Source organism: Undibacterium sp. TJN25 (assembly GCF_049339885.1).
Lineage (GTDB): Bacteria > Pseudomonadota > Gammaproteobacteria > Burkholderiales > Burkholderiaceae_D > Undibacterium.
In genome coordinates, this window is record NZ_JBMPPM010000006.1 from 390178 (window position 1) to 408265 (window position 18088).

Consider the following 18088-nt stretch of genomic DNA (forward strand, 5'->3'; position numbering starts at 1 on the left):
AATGACTCCTGTTTTGTACAATTATTTCCGCAGTTCCTCGTCCTACCGCGTGCGCATCGCGATGAATTTGAAAGGGCTGGACTACCGCTATGTGGCGGTACACCTGAACCGCAATGGCGGTGAACAGTTTGCCGACAGTTTCAAGGAATTGAATCCCCAGGCGATGGTGCCGGTGTTGTCGGACAATGACGTGCAGGTCGGCCAGTCACTGGCGATAATGGAATATCTTGAGGAACGCTACCCCGGCACGGCGTCGCTGCTGCCCGGGTCTATTGGAGACCGCGCCTATGTGCGCCAGCTGTCGCTGGAAATGGCATGTGAAATCCACCCGCTGAACAACCTGCGGGTATTAAAATTTCTGACCGGCCCGCTGGCTTTGCCGGAGGAAGCAAAAATGCAATGGATCCGCCATTGGACCGAAGCCGGCCTGGCTGCGCTGGAAAAAGAAGTAAGCCGCTCGCCGAAACGCGGCCGCTTCTGTTTCGGCGATAGCCCGACTATGGCGGACTGCTGTCTGGTGCCCCAGCTGTTCAATGCAAGGCGTTTCAATACTGACCTGGCCGCCTATCCGACCCTTGTAGAGATAGACCGTCATTGCGCCGAAGTGGAGGCAATTGCGCGGGCGCATCCGGATGCGCAGCCTGACTCGGAATAAGTCCCTTGGGCGCGTGAGTTTCCCCCGCAAATAAAAAGGCCCTGAAAAATCAGGACCTTTCTTTTATTCCACCCCGGACCGGCAGGCTGTGCAGACAAGGCCCTCATTGCTTTGTATTGTTGATCAGCTTGAGCAGGAAAAAGCGGAACTGCGCTATCTCCAGGTTGGAAAATTCGGCCAGCAGATGGGCGTTGACACTGGCGACTGCATCCGTGATGTAGGGATACAGTTGCCGGCCTTGCTCGGTCAGTTCCAGCACCATGGAGCGCCGGTCTTGCTGGCTACGCGCGCGCTGGATGATGCCCTTGCTCTCTACACGGTCCAGCAGGCGTTTCATTGCGCCTGCATCGTGCCCCATGTAGCTTGAAAACTCCGTCAGCGTATGCGCCCATCCCTGGACGATGCCGACCACAACGAAAATCTGCGCCGCGGTAATATTATGCGGCGCCAGTTCTTTTTCCAGCAGACTGATGAAGCCATGGTGTGCCTGCTGTAGCAAGTCCTTGAAATCTGTCGGGTTTCCGCTCAGCACCTGCTGGCGGCGTAGCATGCTTTCTGGTTTCATATCGGTTCTCCTGCGGCGCCGTATTTTTATCATGCGGTGCCTGTTCTTTGTCGTTTCTTTGCTGCTTCTTAGCTGTTTAGTGTGCAGCCACGCTTGCTGCGTCGGCACTGCCTTTGACGGGTTTGGTGAACCAGATCAGCGGAATGATGACAATGAAGATCACACCGGAAATCCAGAAGATGTCGTTCAGGCCCAGCATTGCCGCCTGCGTATTCAACGTTGCTTCAAACCTGGCGTAAGCCTGTTGCAGCGGCAAGCCCAGTGTGGATTGCAGCGAGCCTATGCTTTCTACAAAATTGGGGTTGTTGATGCTGGTCTGTTCGATCAGCCGGGCATGGTGCAATATCGAGCGGTTGTTCCATGCGGTGCTGGCGATGGCGGTGCCTGCTGCGCCGGTAAAAACCCGGATGAAGTTGGACAGTCCTGCTGCGGCGGGAATCTTGTCGGGCGACAGGCCGGACAATACGATCGCAGTCAACGGCACAAAGAACAATGCGGTCGGTATGCCTTGCAGCAGCGTGGGCAATACCAGTGTCCAGGTATCCACTCCGGTGGTGTACACGGAGCGCATGAAGAATACCCCCGCAAATCCGATAAAGGCCATCGTTGCCAGTACCCGTGTATCTGACTTCGGCATCAGCTTGCCCATGACCGGCGCCAGCAACACGGCGAAAATACCCAGCGGTGCGGTTGCCATGCCGGCGTCCACTGAACGGTAGCCGAGGTATTGCTGCATCCATTGCGGCAACAGCACGAGGTTCGCAAAAAAGACGCCGTACGCTACCGAGATGGCGACCGTGCCGCCGAGGAAATTGCGGCCCTTGAACAGCCTGAGATCGACGATAGGGTGGTCCTCGCTCAATTCCCAGATGATGAAGAAGATAAAGCTGACCAGTGAAAACACGGCAAGGCCGATGATGACGGGAGACTGGAACCAGTCCAGGTCCTTGCCTTTGTCCAGCATGATCTGCAGCGATGCAACCCAGGCGATCAGCGATGCCAGGCCGACCTTGTCGATAGGGATGACCTTGGTGGCAGAGTCGCGTGTCTTGAAGATGGCCCAGGTAACGGCGGCAGCAAAAATGCCGACGGGGATATTGATGTAGAAAATCCATGACCACGAATAACGGTCTGTCATCCAGCCGCCCAGCGCGGGGCCGGCGATAGGGCCGACAGTGGCAGTCATCGCCCACAGCGACAGCGCGAGGCCGCTTTTTGCTTTCGGGTAGGAACTAAGCAGGATGGCCTGCGACAGCGGGATCAGCGGACCGGCAACAGCGCCTTGCAGGATGCGCGCGGCCAGCAGGATGGGCAATGTCGGCGCGATGCCGCACAGCCACGAAGAAAAAGTGAACAGCAGGATGGCAATCACAAACAGCTTGATCTGGCCTACGCGCTGCGTGAGCCAGCCGGTCAATGGGATCGATATTGCGTTTGCTGCGGCGAACAGGGTGATCACCCAGGTACCCTCATCCACCGAGACGCCCAGGTTGCCGGAGATCGTGGGGATCGCCACATTGGCGATGGAGGAGTCCAGCACGTTCATGAAGGTGGCGAGCGCTACGGCGAGCGTTGCCAGTACCAGCTTGCCGCCGGTCAGCGGAGGCAGCTCCGCAGGTTTTTTTGTAGTATCCATGGCAATCTCAAAGTAGTCAGGATGGGAAGAGGGTGGCCGCCGGCATGTTTTCAGGCGGCGGCCTGCCGGTGTGGGTTCAGTCGCTCAACTGGCTTTTGGCGATGATGCGGTCGATCTCGGCATCCGCTTCTTTTGCATACTGGTCAAAGACATGGGTCTGGAATGCGACTTCCGGCGCTGCGCCGAGCTGGGTGCCGTTCTGGTCATGGATATCCACTTCCACCTGCATCGAGAGGCCTATACGCAGAGGGTGCGCGCGCAGTTCGGCCGGGTCCAGCTGGACACGTACCGGCAGGCGCTGCACGACCTTGATCCAGTTGCCGGTAGCGTTCTGCGCGGGCAGCACCGAGAACGCACTGCCGGTGCCGGCTGAGAAGCCGATGACCTTGCCGTGATAGGTGATGTCGGAACCGTACAGGTCGGCGGTCAGTTTGACAGGCTGGCCTATGCGTACTTCCTTGAGATCGCTTTCCTTGAAGTTGGCATCGACCCAGACGCCGTCCAATGGAACGATTGCCATCAGCGGCGTGCCGGCGGCCACGCGCTGGCCCAGCTGCACCGAGCGCTTGGCGACGTAGCCAGTGACAGGGGCGGGTAAGGTGTTACGGGCATAGGCCAGATAGGATTCTCTGACTTTGGCCGCGGCCGCCAGGACGTTCGGATGTTCAGCGATTGTGGTCTTGCCGGTCTGCGCGCGGTTGGACGCCAGTTGTTCTTCCGCTGTCTGCAAGGCTGCCTTCTGTGCCTTTACGGCATCGCGTGCATGGGCAATGTCTTCGGCGGAAACGGCGCCGGTCTGTTCCACCGACACGCGGCGGCGCAGGTCGTCCTCGGCACGCGCCAGATCCACCTGGCGTTGCGAGATTTGCGCTTTCAGCACACGGTTGTTCACATAAATCGTACTGACCTGTTGCACGGTCTGCGCCAGCGCCGCCTCCGACCTGGCGAGGTCGATCTTGGTGTCGGCCGGATCCAGGCTGACGATGCTGCTGCCTGCCTTGACGACTTGCGTATCGTCTGCGTTGATGGCGATGACGGTGCCGGGAATCTGTGCATTGAGCTGTACCAGGTTACCGGTCACATAAGCATCGTCGGTGCCTTCGTAATAGCGGGCGTAGGTCAAGTAGTAGGCGCCGTAGGCTGCCGCCGCGAGCAGCGTGCCGCCGCCCAGCAGTGCCAGCATGGCCTTGCGTTTGCCGTTCTGCGGTTTTGCCTGGCCCGGGTTGCCTGCGTTGCTGGGGTTGTTGGCATTATTAGTATTGTTTGCGTTTGCTGCGTTGTTATTGTCATTCATGATTGCACCTGTGAGAGGGAGAGAGCGTTTGGTTTATTGGGCTGCGACAGCGGGGCGACGCGCGGCCTGGCTGGCGGTTGCGTTGTTGGAAACGGAGCCGGAGGTATCCACAAAGCCGCCGCCGAGTGCTGCCGACAGTGCGATCTGCTGGTCGCGGCGGTTCATGCGCAGGTTGGTGACGTTCTGCTCGCTGGCCAGCGCGCTGATCCGGGTCTGGTATACGTTCAGCAGCGTTGTCAGGCCTGCTTTGTACTGGATGCCGGCCAGCTGGTAAGTACGGCTGGCAGCGTCGCTGGCGGCCTGCGCATCTGCCAGCTGTGCATCGGTGGAGCGCACGTTTGCCAGCTGTACGGCTACTTCCGACAAGGCCGAGACCAGTGTCTGGTTATAGCTGGCGACGGCGTAGTCAAAATCCGCATAGCGTCCTTTGAGCTGGGCGCGCAATGCGCCGCCATCGAAGATGGGCAGGTGGACTGCGGGCGCGGCAGACACCGTGCGGCTGGCGGCATTCAGGAAACGGCCGAAACCGAAGGCATCCAGGCCGATGGCGGCAGTCAGGTTGATGTCGGGGTAAAAATCTGCCTTGGCCACCTTGATGTCGTTGGTAGTAGCGTCCACGTTCCAGCGCGCGACGACGATATCCGGGCGGCGCGATACCAGGTCGGCAGGCAGGTTGTCGGGCAGGGCGACGGTATCGCCGGCGCCCATGGCGGGGCGGGTGATCTTCAGTCCACGGTCCGGGCCGGCGCCAAGCAGTGCCGCCAGCTGATAGCGCACATCGAGGATCTGGCCGTCCAGCGCAGTGATCGATGCCTTGCTGCCGGCGAGATTTTTACGCGTGCCTTGCTGCTCCACCTCGGTATCCAGGCCGGAGGCGGCGCGCTTGTCGGTAAGCTGGCGCAGCTGCTGCCTTTGTTCCAGTTCGGTGCCGGCCAGGTCGCGCAGTGCATACAGGCGTGCCAGTTCGTTGTAGCTGCGCGCAATGGCGGCGCTCAGCGTCAGTTTGACTTTTTCCTGCTCTGCTTCGCTGGCCCGCAATTTGGAAACCGACGATTGCAGTGCGCTGCTGTTCTTGCCCCACACATCCAGCTCATACGAGGCACTGACAACCGCCTTGTTCTCAGTCTGCCAGGAACCTGCATAAGGGGGCGGGACCAGCGCGCTGGACGAATATTGCTGGCGGCTCATTGTGTAGTCGGCGCCGACCTTGGCTTGCGTATTGGAGCGTGCCGTTTCAGTGAAAGCCGATGCGGCGGCGACGCGAGCGCGGGCCTGGCCCAGCGTTGGGCTTTGCTGCAGTGCTTCGGCAATCAGCGCGCTCAACTGGGTATCGCCGAACTGCGCAGCCCAATCCGCTGCGGGCCAGTGCCCGTGTTCGGACGGCAGGCTAGTGGCATCCTGCGTGCTGTGTGTCGCGGCAATATGCTGGTTGCTGCCGAGATCGGCAAAGCTGGCACATCCCGGCAGCGCCGCCGCAACTGCCAGCGATAACAGCAGTTTACCTACATGAAACTGCCTGTGATTGGGTTTTATCTGATTATTCATAATCTGACTTGTCAGTTAATTGTTTAAAAAAAAGGACACGCACTTATGCCCTAAGAAACTTCGTCAGCAGCCGGCGGAATTCGAGAAACTCCTCGTTGCTGAAATTTTCCAGCCTTTTGTTCAATACTTCCGGCGCGCGCTTAGGAATTTCCGTTGCGATGTGCCGTCCTTTTTCAGTCAATTGCAGGTTGACCATGCGCCGGTCTTCCACGCTGCGGGTCCTGGCCAGGATGTCCTGTTGCTCCAGCTTGTCCAGCATGCGCGTCATCAAACCCGTATCTATTTCCAGCAACTTGCTCAGTTCGAAAGGTGTGCTGGCTACATTGCGCGCCATGGAAAGGATGATGCCCATCTGCTGGCCGCTGATGTCCAGATCCTTCATGACCAGATCCATCTCAGCGAGAATCACATTCCTTGCCTTGCTGAGGGCAAAACCGACGCTGGTTGTCGGATCGTAATTGTCTTTCGTATAGAACTTCATCAGAACCTCCGTGTGATTTCAATATAGCTGACTAGTCAGAAAGTGTCAAGTCAGATTTTGACGATATTTAGCAAAATACCGGACAGGGGCAAGAATTGTTTTAAGGTAATTAGGTAGTGAGAAAGCAGAAAGCTGGCTTTTTTGCTGCTATTACATGTGTTCCTGTTCCAGCGCCACGGCCGCACCTGTCAGCGCCGCCAGCGTGTCGGTAATCAGGGCGGTTGGAATTTCTTCCATATAGCTGCGCAGGCGTCCCTTTGCCTCAAAGCACTCACGGAAACGGGACGCGAAGAAATAGTCCCCCAGTCTAGGCACGATGCCGCCGCCGATATAGACGCCACCGCGCGCGCCGAGGATCAGCGCCAGGTTGCCGGCCACGGTGCCTAGCAGTGCGCAGAATACATCCAGGGTCCGGCGGCATACTGCATCGCTGCCGGCGAGGCCGTACTCGACGATGTGTTCTGTGCTCATGGGGACTGCACCCACAGTGCCGGCGACGGCTGCCACTGCTTCATACAGCAGCGGCAAACCTATGCCGGACAGCAAGCGTTCGCCGGACACATGCGCATACCTGTCCCGCACGTAGGCAAGCAACTCTGCTTCAAAATCGTCGGCAGCCGCCAGCGTTGCGTGGCCGCCTTCGGCCGGGATCGCCACCCAGCCGTTACGGGTCTGGACCACGCTGGCCACACCCAGGCCGGTGCCGGGGCCGACGACGGCCAGCACGCCATGGGGGCGCGGCAGCGTGCCGTGCGCTTTCAGTTGCGAGGCTTGCAAGCGCGGCAGAGACAGCGCCAATGCTTCGAAGTCATTCAGCACCAGCAAAGAATCGAGCTGCAACTGTGCCTGTACCGCCGCGCGCGAAAATCCCCAGGGGCTGTTGGTCATTTCCACATGGTCGCCGGTGATCGGTGTGGCCACTGCAAATGCGGCGCGGCAGGGCGGCTGGAATTGCTGGCCCAGCAAGGTGGCAAGCTCCGCCAGGTATGCCTTGACGGCCTCGGCCAGGCCAGGGTAGTCGTGCACGGCAAGCGTGCGGATATGCTGTATTTCCGCGCCTTTTCCGGCCGACATGCCAAAGCGTGCATTGCTGCCGCCTATGTCGGCTACCAGCCACGGTCCATGCCTGGCCGGCGTCTGTGGGTCCATCACTGCGCTCTTTATTGGATCAGATTTGCTGGATGTCATTTTTTCATCTGTAAGTGGGGCCATGCCGGTGATCGAAGCCGCGTTAGCGGCACCGCCGGCTTTATCATAGTTTAGCTTGCGCAAGCGCCTGTAACGTAAGGTAGTCGCCAGGTAGACATCTAGTCGTCATCAACTAGACATCAAGTAGACGCAGTAGGTAATCTCAGCGCAAAAACCGAGATTACCGCACAAAAAGTACCGTTTATACTAATTTGTTGATGAAATCACCATTTTAAAGAGCCTTGCAGCGGAAAATGTCAGTCTAAAGATAAAATTTGTCCTGATCGTATTGTCCCAATAAGAAATAATAGCGGCTATATCAGAATTATCTGTTCCGCTTGAAAGGCAAGCCCATGCAAACTGCAGACCAAACCACAATCGGCATTCCGGTTCCGGACGCTGTTCCGGCGCCGAAATCCAGCGCAGGCACCGGTGCGACGGCAAAAGCCGGCGTCACTATTTTCCCCGTGCTGGGCGCCATCAGCGTGTCGCACATGCTGAACGACATGATGCAATCGCTGATCCTGGCGATTTATCCGATGCTGAAAGAAAACTTCAGCCTCAGTTTTGGACAGATTGGCCTGATCACGCTGACCTATCAGGTCACCGCCTCGCTGCTGCAACCCATCATCGGCAATTACACGGACAAGCACCCCAAGCCGTTTTCCCTCGCGGTGGGCATGGGCTTTACATTGTGCGGGCTGTTGCTGATGTCGGTGGCGTCCAGCTTTCCGATGCTGCTGGTGGCGGCCTCGCTGGTCGGCTGCGGTTCTTCGATCTTCCATCCGGAAGCATCGCGCGTTGCCCGCATGGCTTCCGGCGGACGCCACGGACTGGCGCAGTCACTGTTCCAGGTGGGTGGCAATTTCGGTTCTTCGCTGGGGCCTTTGCTTGCCGCATGGCTGATTATTCCGCACGGCCAGCATAGCCTGTCATGGGTGTCGGTCGCTGCATTGGTGGCGATGTTCATCCTGTTCCAGATCGGCCGCTGGTACCGGGATCATCCTGCCGTCAAGAAATCGCATGCAGCCGGATTGCAGGCAGCGCTGCCGCGCAAAAAAGTGATTACCGCCGTCAGCCTGCTGATGCTGCTGGTGTTTTCCAAATACTTCTACCTGACCAGCATCAACAGCTACCTCACCTTTTACCTGATCAGCAAATTCCAGTTGTCGGTGCAGGATGCACAGGTACAGTTGTTCATCTTCCTGGCTGCGGTGGCGGCGGGTACGGTAATCGGCGGCCCTGTAGGCGACAAGATAGGCCGCCGCGCCGTTATCTGGGTTTCCATCCTGGGCGCTGCGCCATTTACGCTGGCCTTGCCGTATGCGAACCTGTTCTGGAGCACGGTCCTGCTGGTGATCATCGGCGTCATCATCGCGTCGGCGTTTTCAGCCATCCTGGTGTATGCACAGGAACTGATACCCGGCAAGGTCGGCATGGTGTCTGGACTGTTCTTCGGTTTTGCGTTCGGCATGGGCGGCATAGGCGCCGCGGTGCTTGGCATGCTGGCTGACACGACCAATATCAGTTTTGTGTACCAGATATGTGCGTTCCTGCCTTTATTGGGTATCGTTGCGGCTTTCCTGCCCGACCCCAAGGCGGTGCAGCACTGATGCAATAATTCCGTGCTGCTGTCCGGATGCAAAAAGCCCCGTGAACTTAGCTCACGGGGCTTTTTTATCCCGGTCACACGACTTCACTGCTGCTGACAGGGTAGCCGGCTTCGTTGATGGCCTCGGCAATCTCAGCGGCATCGGCCTGCGATTCCACTTTCACCTGCTTGCCTGCGAGGTCCACATTGACTCGCGCAGCACTGTCCACGCCGAGTACGGCCTTGGTCACCACGCCGACGCAATGCGCACAGCTCATTTCTTCCACTTGAAGTACCACCATGATTTACTCCTGAAACGTTAAAGATCCCAGCATAAACCTTGCTATGGAGGGAAGGTCAAGAGTTTTTTTGGATGAATACGCACTGGGAAACTGCAGGGGGAATAGATGCGCCCACGTGCACGCGCGGGCGTGCTAGCGTAGGCTGAGCAGCGACAGCACGCGGTCGCGGCTGATGCCGAGCAGCGCCGCGGTCATGGAAGAAAAGGAATCGTAGCCGGGTTGGGCGGCGCTGCTGGCGAATTTTTCCGCCAGGCTGGCCAGTGTCGCGGCATCGACCGCAGGTGCCGCCTGGTTGACACGGCTGTTGGCCGCCGCCAGCGCGCGGCTGACCGCTTCGCGCGCATGCAGCACGCGGTTCAGCGCCTGCACCACCTGCTGCAGCGTCTGGCGCATGTTTTCCACGTCCGAAGTCTGCCAACCGGCGGGCTGGATCGCGGCCGGCTCTGCATCTGCCTTGACGCGGTTCAACTGCCCGGTCGGATAGCGTATGCCGTCGCCTTTGATGGACAGGGTATCGCGGACGGAGGCCCAGTTGGCTTCGCTGGTGCTGAAGACCAGCGTTCCACTGTCGTCCGCGCTGACGCGGATATTTACTGGTGCCAGCGCCTGGTCGAAACGCTGGACGATTTCTTCGTCGGACAAGCCTGGGGCGATGCTGACGGAGCGCAGGGGCTGTCCCGTGCCGCCTATGGAGAAAGACAGCGTCTCCTTGGGGCCGGATTGCAATGCCTTCAGGTTCAGGCCGCGAATACTGAAGCGCTGGGCGGCTGGCGCAGGAGTGCTGTAGGCCAGTTGCGCGTTCAGGCTGCCGCCCGAACGGGTCTGGCGTTGGTCCCAGGTGGCGCTGAACTGCCGCAGTTTGGTATCCAGCTGGCTGGACTGGGACGGTTCGGAAAGCGAGGCATTGCGTGCCTGCTGGCCGGCAAGTCTGGAACTCAGTTCGGCTTTCAGGCTTTGCAACTGGCTGGCGCTCTGGTCGAGGAAATCCAGTGCCTGCTGTGCGTCGGCTAGTTCACCGTTCAGACCCTGATCCCAGTGGCTGAGGCCGCTGCGCAGGCTGCGTGCCGAAACTGCCGTGCCGGCCGCAGGCGCTTGCATGTCGCCGGTATTTCCCACACTGCCGGCGGCGGCGATGCCCAGGCTGTCGGTGAGGCCGGTGCTGCGTGCCTTACCGGTCGCCATGCCAGGAGGGGAGTTCGACGGGACGATTTGCATGCCGTTCAGTATGGATCAGAGCGCGTTGAACAATGAGAGGCCGCTGACCTTGGCATACGCCTTCTGCGTGGCCTGCAGTGCCAGCGTATAGCCGTTCAGGTCGATAGCCGCGGCGCTGTAGTCAAGCTCGCCCAGGTCCAGCAGCGCAGTCTTGTTGGACAGGCTGACGTTGCTGTGGTTGGTGTCCAGTGTCGACAGGATATTCTGTGTGCCGCCGAAAGTGGCGATCTTGATGCTGACCGAGCCCATTGCCGTGTCCATGCCGTCAAGGTTGGCGGCCAGCACCGCGCGCACTGCCGGGTCGTTGGGAGTGACGCCGGGTACCTGCAGCGTAGTGATGGTCGCATCCATCTGGTTCAGCAATGTTTCCAGCCCCTGCACATTGGTGTTGGCGGTCTGTGTGATACCGTTACCCACGGCCACATCCTGCTGGCCGCTGTTGCCGGTGTAGGTGTAGCGCGAGCCCACAGGCGCAGCGGGGTCGTAGCTCAGCGCGGGCTGGTTCGTCGCGGTGCCGGAGAACACATAGTTGCCTTCGGTATCCCGGCTGTTTGCCGTGTAGAAGATACTGTCTTTCAGTGACTGCATGGAGTTGACCATCGAGGTCAGATCGGCCGAGGCATTGCCGCCGTCCGATGCCCATACCAGCAGGTCGCGCGCTTCCTGCATGTCGTTGGTCATGCCGGTCAGGTAAGCCTCACCCTGCTGCAGGCGGATTTTCAGCGAACCGATATTGTCGCGGTATTGCGATACGGCGGCTTCTTCGCGCGTCAGGCGCGACAGGCGCACGCTGGTGATAGGATCGTCTGACGGCAGCATGATTTTCTGGCCCGAGGCCATCTGCGCAGTCAGTGAGGAGGTTTTACCCTGGTTCAGCTGCAGGGAACGCAGCATTGTTGATTCATACTGGGAACTGGCGATACGCATAATATTTTCCTTATCCCATCATCGCCAGGGTGGCGTCGAATAGCGTGTTGGCGACGGAGATGACCTTCATGTTGGCCTGGTACATCCTTTGATACTCAACCAGGTTGACAGCTTCTTCGTCTGAGTTGACGCCGCTGGTAGAGTTCCAGTCGTCTACGGCCTGGTTGCGCACGGTGGTGGCGGTGGCCAGCAGCGCCTGGTTTTGCTGGCTGTCGACGCCGAGTTTGCCCACCAGCTGGGTATCGGCATCACCCAGGATGACCGAGCCGATGGAAGCGATAGTGATGGGCTGGTTTTTCAGATCGATGATTTTTTGCAGGTTGGCGCTGTTGCCGGGCGTGCCATCGGCGGAAAAACCGAGATTGGCCGCCGTGGCAGCGCCGGAGATCTTCAGCATGCCGCTGCTGCTTGTGGCATCAAATACAAACAGCGGTGTACCTGCCGTGCCGTCCATCGCGAAACCCAGTGCCAGCTGCGCATTGACGTTGGCCGCCATCTGGCCGGCGATATCGGAGACGGATTGCTGCAAAGGCAGCAGTATATTACTTTCAAAGTCGTTCAGGCCGCCCAACTGCCCGCCGACGTTGACACCGTCAAGGCTGAAGGACTGGTTGCCGAATTTCAGGCTCAGTGTCTGGCCGCCGCTGGCATTGCCCTGTATCGTCATCGTCGATGATGAGCCGCCCACGACCAGCGGCTGGCCGGTGCGTAGCGATACGTCGCGCGCGCCGTTAGGCTGGTCCACCGTCTGCAGCGATACCAGGCCGGCCAGAGTATCAATGGCCTGGTCGCGCGCATCCATCAGCGCCGAGGTATTGGTGCCGCCGGATTGTGCGGAGGCGATCTGCTGGTTCAGGTCGGCGATATTCTTGGTCAGCACATTCACCTGCGGTACGGTGGCGGTGCGCTGCTGCTGTATCGACAGGCGCTGGTTGCTCATGACGTCGTTGATGCTGTTGATGCGCTGCGCCATCGAATTGGCGGTTGTAATGACGGCCTGCCTCAACGGTGTCGATGTGGGATCGACGCTGACGGCATTCAGTGCCTTGAAAAAATCGTCCATGCCGCTGCTGATGCTGGACGCATCATCGCCCATCACCTGTTCCAGCTGCGTAAAATAGGTCTGCGGTTCCGTGTGCTGGCCGAGTTCGGACGCGGCGCGCCACATTTGCTGGCTCTTGTAACTGTCGCTAAAGCGTAGCAGCGAAGAGACGGCGACACCATTTCCGGCCGACATCGGGCCGATGCCAGGCGGCAGCGCGGACAGCAGTATGCCCTGGCGCGTGTAGCCTGGCGTTTTCACGTTGGCGACGTTCTGGCTGGTGGTATTCAATGCCAGCTGGGCGGCAAGTGCACCAGACAGTGCATTATTCATAATACTCATGGAGCCGGGTCTTTCCTGGTAAAGACTGCAGGTGCTGCGGAGTAAGCTGGCCGCCGGGATGAGGGCAGCGATTCAGCCTTGATGTAAAGAGGCGACCGGTTATTGAAGCGGATTAAATGAAATTCGGCGGTGGCTGTTAATTTATTCCGTGGCACGCGGAATTGCCGTCGCTGCGGTTGTTTCCATGCCTGTGTCTGCGCCCGCACCAATATTTTCATTATTGATAATGGTTTCCGGTTTTCCTACGGGCGGCAATAGCTGGCGCAGGATGGCATCGGCGATACCGAAGGCGCGCTGGCCGGCCATTTTTTCGGCAACCAGCGTGTCCGCCATATCCAGCATGTCGCCGTTGGCCTTGTCCTTGAAAACGCTGTCCTGGCCGGCGAGCTCACGTGTGCCGGAGCGCATCTTGTGCAGCATGTTTGCGATGAAGAAGCCTTCAAACTTGATGGCGGCATCGGTTGCCTTGGCCCGGTAGTCGGCATCGGCACCGCTGCCAGCGCTGGCCGTTGGGTTCAGTGCGATGGCCGGTTTGTCCTCCGCCACTGCATTGATGGGGGCGGCCGGGCTGCCGAGAGGGAGTGGAAATGGGGTAGGGTTCATAAAGTACCTGTAAGTCCTCAGATGACGACCAGTTCGCCTTCGATGGCGCCGGCCTGATCCAGCGCCTGCAGAATCGCCATGATGTCGTCCGGGCTGGCGCCTATGCTGTTGATGACATCAATGATCACTTGCAGCTTGGCGCCGGCGGGCCATTTGAACATGTGGCCGTTGCCCTGATCCACGGCGATCCGCGACTGCGGCGTGACGGCGGTCTGGCCTTTGCCAAAAGGTGCCGGCTGGCTGACTGCTGAACTTTCTGAAATGACCACTTTGAGCGAGCCGTGCGAGACCGCCGCCGGGCGCACTGTCACGCCTTCTGCGATGACGACCGTGCCGGTGCGGGAATTGAAGATCACCTTAGGAACATCGGTGCCGACATCGACGCTCAGCGCTTCCAGCTTGGCCACGAAAGCGACCCGCTGCGTAGGATTGCCGGGCGCGATGACGTCGATGCTGGTGGCATCGCGGGTGCTGGCGATGTCGCCGAAACGGCGGTTGATTACGTCCACAATATTGGTCGCGGTCTGGAAATGCGGATGCCGCAGGCTCAGCCTGACTGTCGGACGGGTATCGAAATCGGTTTCAATTTCCCGTTCTATATTGGCGCCGTTAGGAATGCGGCCCGAGGTCGGGGTATTGACGGTAACGCTGGAACCGCTCTTGCCTTGCGCACTCAGGCCGCCGACGACCAGGTTGCCCTGTGCCAGTGCATAGACTTCGTTGTCCGCCGCGCGTAGCTGTGTGAGCAGCAGCGTGCCGCCGCGTAGGCTCTTGGCATCGCCCAGCGAGGATACCGTCACGTCTATGCTTTGCCCCTTGCGATAACCCGGCGGAAATACGGCGCTGACCATGACGGTAGCGACGTTCTTGCTTTTGGTGTCGGTGCCGTCCGGCATCTTGATGCCGAACTGCTTCAGCATATTCGATACTGACTGGCTGGCAAACTTGAGCTGCGTGCTGTCGCCGCTGCCGTTCAGGCCGACGACGATGCCGTAGCCGATCAGCGGATTTTCACGCACGCCTTCGACGCTGACGAGATTGCGCAAGGTCTGTGCCGATGCTGCCAGCGCCTGGCCACCGGCGCCGGACAGCAGTGCCAGCATCAGGCAGTTCAAGAAAAGAGTGGGGCGGAATAGCTTCAGCGTCATGGTCGTAATCTCAACAATCTCAGAAAGGCATCCAGGGGCCGGTAAAAAAACGCGTCAGCCAGCCGGGCGAGTTGGCGTCGGCCAGTACCCCAGTGCCGGAATAGGCGATACGGGCATTGGCGATGCGCTGCGAAGACACGCGGTTATCGGCATCGATATCGGCGGAGCGCACATAGCCGCGCAACCTGACAAATTCCTCACCCTGGTTCAGGTACAGGCTTTTTTCACCGTTGACGCGTAGCAGGCCGTTGGGCAGCACTTCCTGCACGATCACGGTGATTGCGCCCTGCAAGGTATTTTGCTGGGTGCTGGACGATGTGCCGGCAAAGTCGCGCTGCACGCCAGCGCCCAGATCGGTCTTCAAGGTCTTGCCCCCGAAGCCGACAACGGGTTTGACCGCAACATTGCCGGATTTGTCGAAACTGGTGTCGGCCTTCTTGCTGGCCTGTGTCGTTTCTTCCAGTACGACGGTCACTACGTCGCCGGTGCGGAAGGCGCGGCTGTCCGACGTCAGTGACCAGGAGGCATCCTGCACAAAGACGCCGCCCGCCTGCCCCTTGCGCTGCATCGACTGTATCGTCGGAGGCGGATCGTCGCTGGGGCCGGGGATGACAGGGGGCTGCGATGGCGCGGCGCAGGCGCCCAGCAGCAATGCCGCCAGGGCGGTGAACAGGGCTTTCATTACCGTACTGCCTGCGAAAGGGTTTGCAGCATATTGTCGGCTGCGCTCAGCACCTTGGTATTCATTTCATAGGTGCGCTGCGCAGCGATCATATCGACCATTTCCTCGACGACCTGCACATTGGAGCCTTCCAGCGCGCCCTGTTTCAACTTGCCTAATGCACCTTCGCCGGGTTTGCCGTCGGTTGGCGTGCCGCTGGCCGCGGTTTCCTGGAACAGGTTTTCACCCAGCGCCTGCAGGCCGGCTGGATTGACGAAGCTGGTCAGTGTCAGCTGGCCGACTTCAGTAGGAATGGCGCTGGTGCCCACTGTCACCGATACCACGCCGTTTTCACCGATGGTGATGCCGGTGGTATTGGCGGGCAGGGTAATTTCCGGCACCACGGGCAGACCCTGGGCGTTGGTCAGGCGGCCGTTCTGGTCGGGCTGCAACTGGCCGGCGCGTGTGTACGCCGGGTCGCCATTGGGGCGGCGCACCTGCAGGAAACCGTTGCCGGTAATGGCGACATCCAGCGGCTGGCTGGTCGTCTGCAGGCTACCGGTGGTGAACACCTTTTGCGTGCCCACCATGTGGGTGCCGTTGCCCAGCTGTACGCCGGACGGCGACAGCGTATTATCCGCGCGCTGCGCGCCGGGCTGCTGGTCAATCTGGTAGAACATGTCTTCAAATACGACGCGGTCGCGCTTGAAGCCCACAGTGTTGACGTTGGCCAGATTGTTGGCGATAGCCTGCAGCTTGGCGTCTTGCGCCTGCACACCGGTTTTGCTGATCCACATTGCTGGATTCATGGTCTACTCCTCAATTTCATTTGTGCCGCCTGCGGCGCAGGGCAAGCAAACTGCGAACTGCTGCTTATCGAGCTTAATGGGCTTATTGGGCCTATCGGGTTATATCGGGTCGTTGGTCAGGCTAGGCGCTGATCAGGCGGTTGCCTGTCTGCGTCATGGAATCTGCGGCCTGATACAATTTCATCTGTACCTCAAAGCTGCGGTTCAGGTTCATCGTCGCCACCATTTCTTCCACTGCCGATACATTGCTGCCTTCCAGATGGCCGCCGCGCACCAGTACGCTTGGGTCGGTATTCAGCGTATCGCCATTACGGCTGACGATCAGGCCGGTTTCGTTTTTAGTGATGTCGGCGGCATCGGCCTTCACCAGCTTGAGCTTGTCTACCGGCTGCATGTCGGCCTGGCCGACGGTCTGCACCGAGATCGTGCCGTCCTGGCCTATCGATACACTGGTGAATTCAGGCAGCACGATAGGGCCGCCGTCGCCCAGCACCGGATAACCGTTGATGCTCAGTGCGCCGCTGGCATCCAGCGTCAGCGCACCGGCTCGTGTATAGGCTTCTGCGCCGTCAGGCCCCTGCACGGCGAGGTAACCGTCGCCGTCGATTGCCACGTCGAGGTCGCGCCCGGTTTCCTTCACCGTGCCCTGGCGGGTGACCACGGTGTTGGATTGCATCTGCCCCATGTGCCGGTCGTCGTAGCCGTAGCCGGGCACGGCCTGGCTGGTGGCCAGTTCCAGATTGGCGCGGAAACCGCCGGTTTCCATATTGGCGAGATTGTTTGCGTGCACCTGCTGGGCATGCAGGGCCTTTTCGGCCCCGCTCATTGCGGTATAGATCAGCGCGTCCATAGTCGTGGCCTGTTCCGGTTATATCGCTTGCATCAGCGATTGCATCATGGCGCTCTCGGTCGAGATCACCTTGGAGTTGGCCTGGTAGTTGCGCTGCGAAGTCATCAGGCCTACCAGTTCCGAGGTGACGTCCACGTTCGACTGTTCCAGCTGGCCGGTGGACAGGCTGGCTGCCATGCCGGTGCCGGGAGCGGAATACAGTGCCGTGCCTGAACCGGTGGAACTGGTCCAGCTGGTGTCGCTGACGGCCGTCAGTGCGCCTTCATCCGGGAAGGTGGCCAGCGCGACGACGCCTACTGTCTGCTTGGCGCCGTTGCTGTACTGCGCAATCAATGAGCCATCCTTGGCCAATGCGACGTCGATGAAAGTGCCTGAGGCGTTGCCGTCTGCCTTGTTGGTCGTGGTGGTGGAATCGCCGGCGAACTGCGTGGTGCCGGTGTAATCCACGCTCACGGTCAGCGCGGCGGCGGCGCCGGCTGCTGTCAGCGGCAATGTCCCCGGCACCAGCGGCGAGGTGAGTTGGCCGCTGGTATTGAATGTCAGCGTTGTGGTCGGTGTCAGCGGGGCGCCTCCATCCACTGTGTAATGGATATCGATACCGCCGGTTCCGTTCTTGACGAAGTACTGTGTCACGCTATGCTGGGTACCCAGCGAATCGTAGGCAACGGTCAGCGCGGACATGTTATACGACTGCGTGTCGCCCGGTGTGAAAGTAGGGTTCAGCGGCGGGGCCCAGTCTGCCGACAGATTGCCGACATAATTCATCTTGGTGCTGGCCACGGCAGGAACCTGGCCGGTAGGGATGGTCAGGTCCCCCATCGGGCCCAGCGTGGTAGTGCCCGGAACAACCGCATAGCCTTGCACGACGCGGCCGGAGCTGTCCACCAGCGTGCCGTCCTTGTCCTTGGAGAAAATACCTACGCGGCTGTACAGCATCGCGCCGCTGGAATCGCGGCTGACGAAAAAGCCGCGGCCGTTGATCAGCGCATCCAGCGGACGGCCGGTATTGAGCACGCCGCCGTTGAGTTCTATGCTCTGCGTTACTGAGCCGATTTCCGTGCCTGTCGGCTGCGTGCCGGCATACATCGACGAAAAATTGGCGCGCCCGGATTTAAAGCCATAGGTGCTGGAGTTGGCAATGTTGTTACTGATCGTGTCCAGTTGGTTGTTAATGGCCTGGATGCCTGACAAAGCGATATCGAAACTCATGGTGAATTCCTTTCAGTGAAAGAGT

18 protein-coding genes are annotated in these 18088 nt (G+C 59.6%); 2 read left to right on the plus strand and 16 right to left on the minus strand.

What is annotated here, in order from left to right; genetic code table 11:
* Position 1 precedes the first annotated feature (1 nt).
* Positions 2-655 (plus strand): maleylacetoacetate isomerase, encoded by a 654-nt coding sequence (gene maiA / locus ACO0LO_RS17450; protein ID WP_422965709.1) that lies wholly within the window; start codon positions 2-4, stop codon positions 653-655.
* 103 nt (positions 656-758) lie between these two features.
* On the opposite strand, the gene ACO0LO_RS17455 is transcribed toward maiA, so the two are convergent.
* From ACO0LO_RS17455 to glk, 6 genes are all read right to left on the minus strand, one after another.
* Positions 759-1220 carry a MarR family winged helix-turn-helix transcriptional regulator gene (locus tag ACO0LO_RS17455; RefSeq protein WP_422965711.1) on the minus strand — a complete coding sequence of 154 codons (462 nt, stop codon included), beginning with the start codon at positions 1218-1220 and terminating at the stop codon, positions 759-761.
* A gap of 76 nt (positions 1221-1296) precedes the next feature.
* Positions 1297-2856: a DHA2 family efflux MFS transporter permease subunit gene (locus tag ACO0LO_RS17460; RefSeq protein WP_422965713.1), complete on the minus strand. Its 1560-nt coding sequence runs from the start codon at positions 2854-2856 to the stop codon at positions 1297-1299.
* Between the two features lie 76 nt (positions 2857-2932).
* Positions 2933-4150 carry an HlyD family efflux transporter periplasmic adaptor subunit gene (locus ACO0LO_RS17465; RefSeq protein WP_422965715.1) on the minus strand — a complete coding sequence of 406 codons (1218 nt, stop codon included), beginning with the start codon at positions 4148-4150 and terminating at the stop codon, positions 2933-2935.
* 33 nt (positions 4151-4183) lie between these two features.
* Complete coding sequence (locus tag ACO0LO_RS17470) at positions 4184-5695, minus strand: efflux transporter outer membrane subunit (protein ID WP_422965717.1); 1512 nt, start codon at positions 5693-5695, stop codon at positions 4184-4186.
* Positions 5696-5738: 43 nt separating this feature from the next.
* Entirely contained in the window at positions 5739-6176 is a 438-nt protein-coding gene (locus ACO0LO_RS17475; protein ID WP_422965719.1) for a MarR family winged helix-turn-helix transcriptional regulator, read from the minus strand.
* Between the two features lie 150 nt (positions 6177-6326).
* Positions 6327-7325 carry a glucokinase gene (gene glk / locus ACO0LO_RS17480; RefSeq protein WP_422965721.1) on the minus strand — a complete coding sequence of 333 codons (999 nt, stop codon included), beginning with the start codon at positions 7323-7325 and terminating at the stop codon, positions 6327-6329.
* A 392-nt stretch (positions 7326-7717) separates the two neighbouring features.
* On the opposite strand from glk, the gene ACO0LO_RS17485 reads away from it, so the two are divergent.
* A complete protein-coding gene (locus ACO0LO_RS17485) occupies positions 7718-8977 on the plus strand; it encodes an MFS transporter (protein WP_422965723.1) in 1260 nt (419 codons plus the stop codon).
* Positions 8978-9050: 73 nt separating this feature from the next.
* On the opposite strand, the gene ACO0LO_RS17490 is transcribed toward ACO0LO_RS17485, so the two are convergent.
* From ACO0LO_RS17490 to ACO0LO_RS17535, 10 genes are all read right to left on the minus strand, one after another.
* Entirely contained in the window at positions 9051-9257 is a 207-nt protein-coding gene (locus tag ACO0LO_RS17490) for a heavy-metal-associated domain-containing protein (protein WP_422965724.1), read from the minus strand.
* 132 nt (positions 9258-9389) lie between these two features.
* On the minus strand, positions 9390-10472 hold the full coding sequence (locus tag ACO0LO_RS17495; RefSeq protein WP_422965726.1) for a hypothetical protein: 1083 nt from the start codon (positions 10470-10472) through the stop codon (positions 9390-9392).
* 15 nt (positions 10473-10487) lie between these two features.
* Complete coding sequence (flgL, locus tag ACO0LO_RS17500) at positions 10488-11399, minus strand: flagellar hook-associated protein FlgL (protein ID WP_422965728.1); 912 nt, start codon at positions 11397-11399, stop codon at positions 10488-10490.
* A 10-nt stretch (positions 11400-11409) separates the two neighbouring features.
* The gene (gene flgK / locus ACO0LO_RS17505) at positions 11410-12783 is read right to left on the minus strand and encodes a flagellar hook-associated protein FlgK (protein ID WP_422965729.1); all 1374 of its coding nucleotides are present in this window, start codon (positions 12781-12783) and stop codon (positions 11410-11412) included.
* A 141-nt stretch (positions 12784-12924) separates the two neighbouring features.
* Positions 12925-13386: a hypothetical protein gene (locus tag ACO0LO_RS17510; protein WP_422965731.1), complete on the minus strand. Its 462-nt coding sequence runs from the start codon at positions 13384-13386 to the stop codon at positions 12925-12927.
* A 17-nt stretch (positions 13387-13403) separates the two neighbouring features.
* Positions 13404-14489, minus strand: coding sequence for a flagellar basal body P-ring protein FlgI (locus ACO0LO_RS17515; protein ID WP_422965903.1), 1086 nt, complete (start codon positions 14487-14489; stop codon positions 13404-13406).
* 64 nt (positions 14490-14553) lie between these two features.
* Complete coding sequence (gene flgH, locus ACO0LO_RS17520) at positions 14554-15216, minus strand: flagellar basal body L-ring protein FlgH (RefSeq protein ID WP_422965733.1); 663 nt, start codon at positions 15214-15216, stop codon at positions 14554-14556.
* Positions 15216-16004, minus strand: a complete 789-nt coding sequence (gene flgG / locus ACO0LO_RS17525; RefSeq protein WP_422965734.1) for a flagellar basal-body rod protein FlgG — start codon at positions 16002-16004, stop codon at positions 15216-15218. The genes flgH and flgG overlap by 1 nt, the downstream gene beginning before the upstream one ends.
* Before the next feature lie 121 nt (positions 16005-16125).
* Positions 16126-16854: a flagellar basal body rod protein FlgF gene (locus ACO0LO_RS17530; RefSeq protein WP_422965736.1), complete on the minus strand. Its 729-nt coding sequence runs from the start codon at positions 16852-16854 to the stop codon at positions 16126-16128.
* 18 nt (positions 16855-16872) lie between these two features.
* Positions 16873-18063: a flagellar hook protein FlgE gene (locus tag ACO0LO_RS17535; RefSeq protein WP_422965738.1), complete on the minus strand. Its 1191-nt coding sequence runs from the start codon at positions 18061-18063 to the stop codon at positions 16873-16875.
* Between the last annotated feature and the right edge of the window lie 25 nt (positions 18064-18088).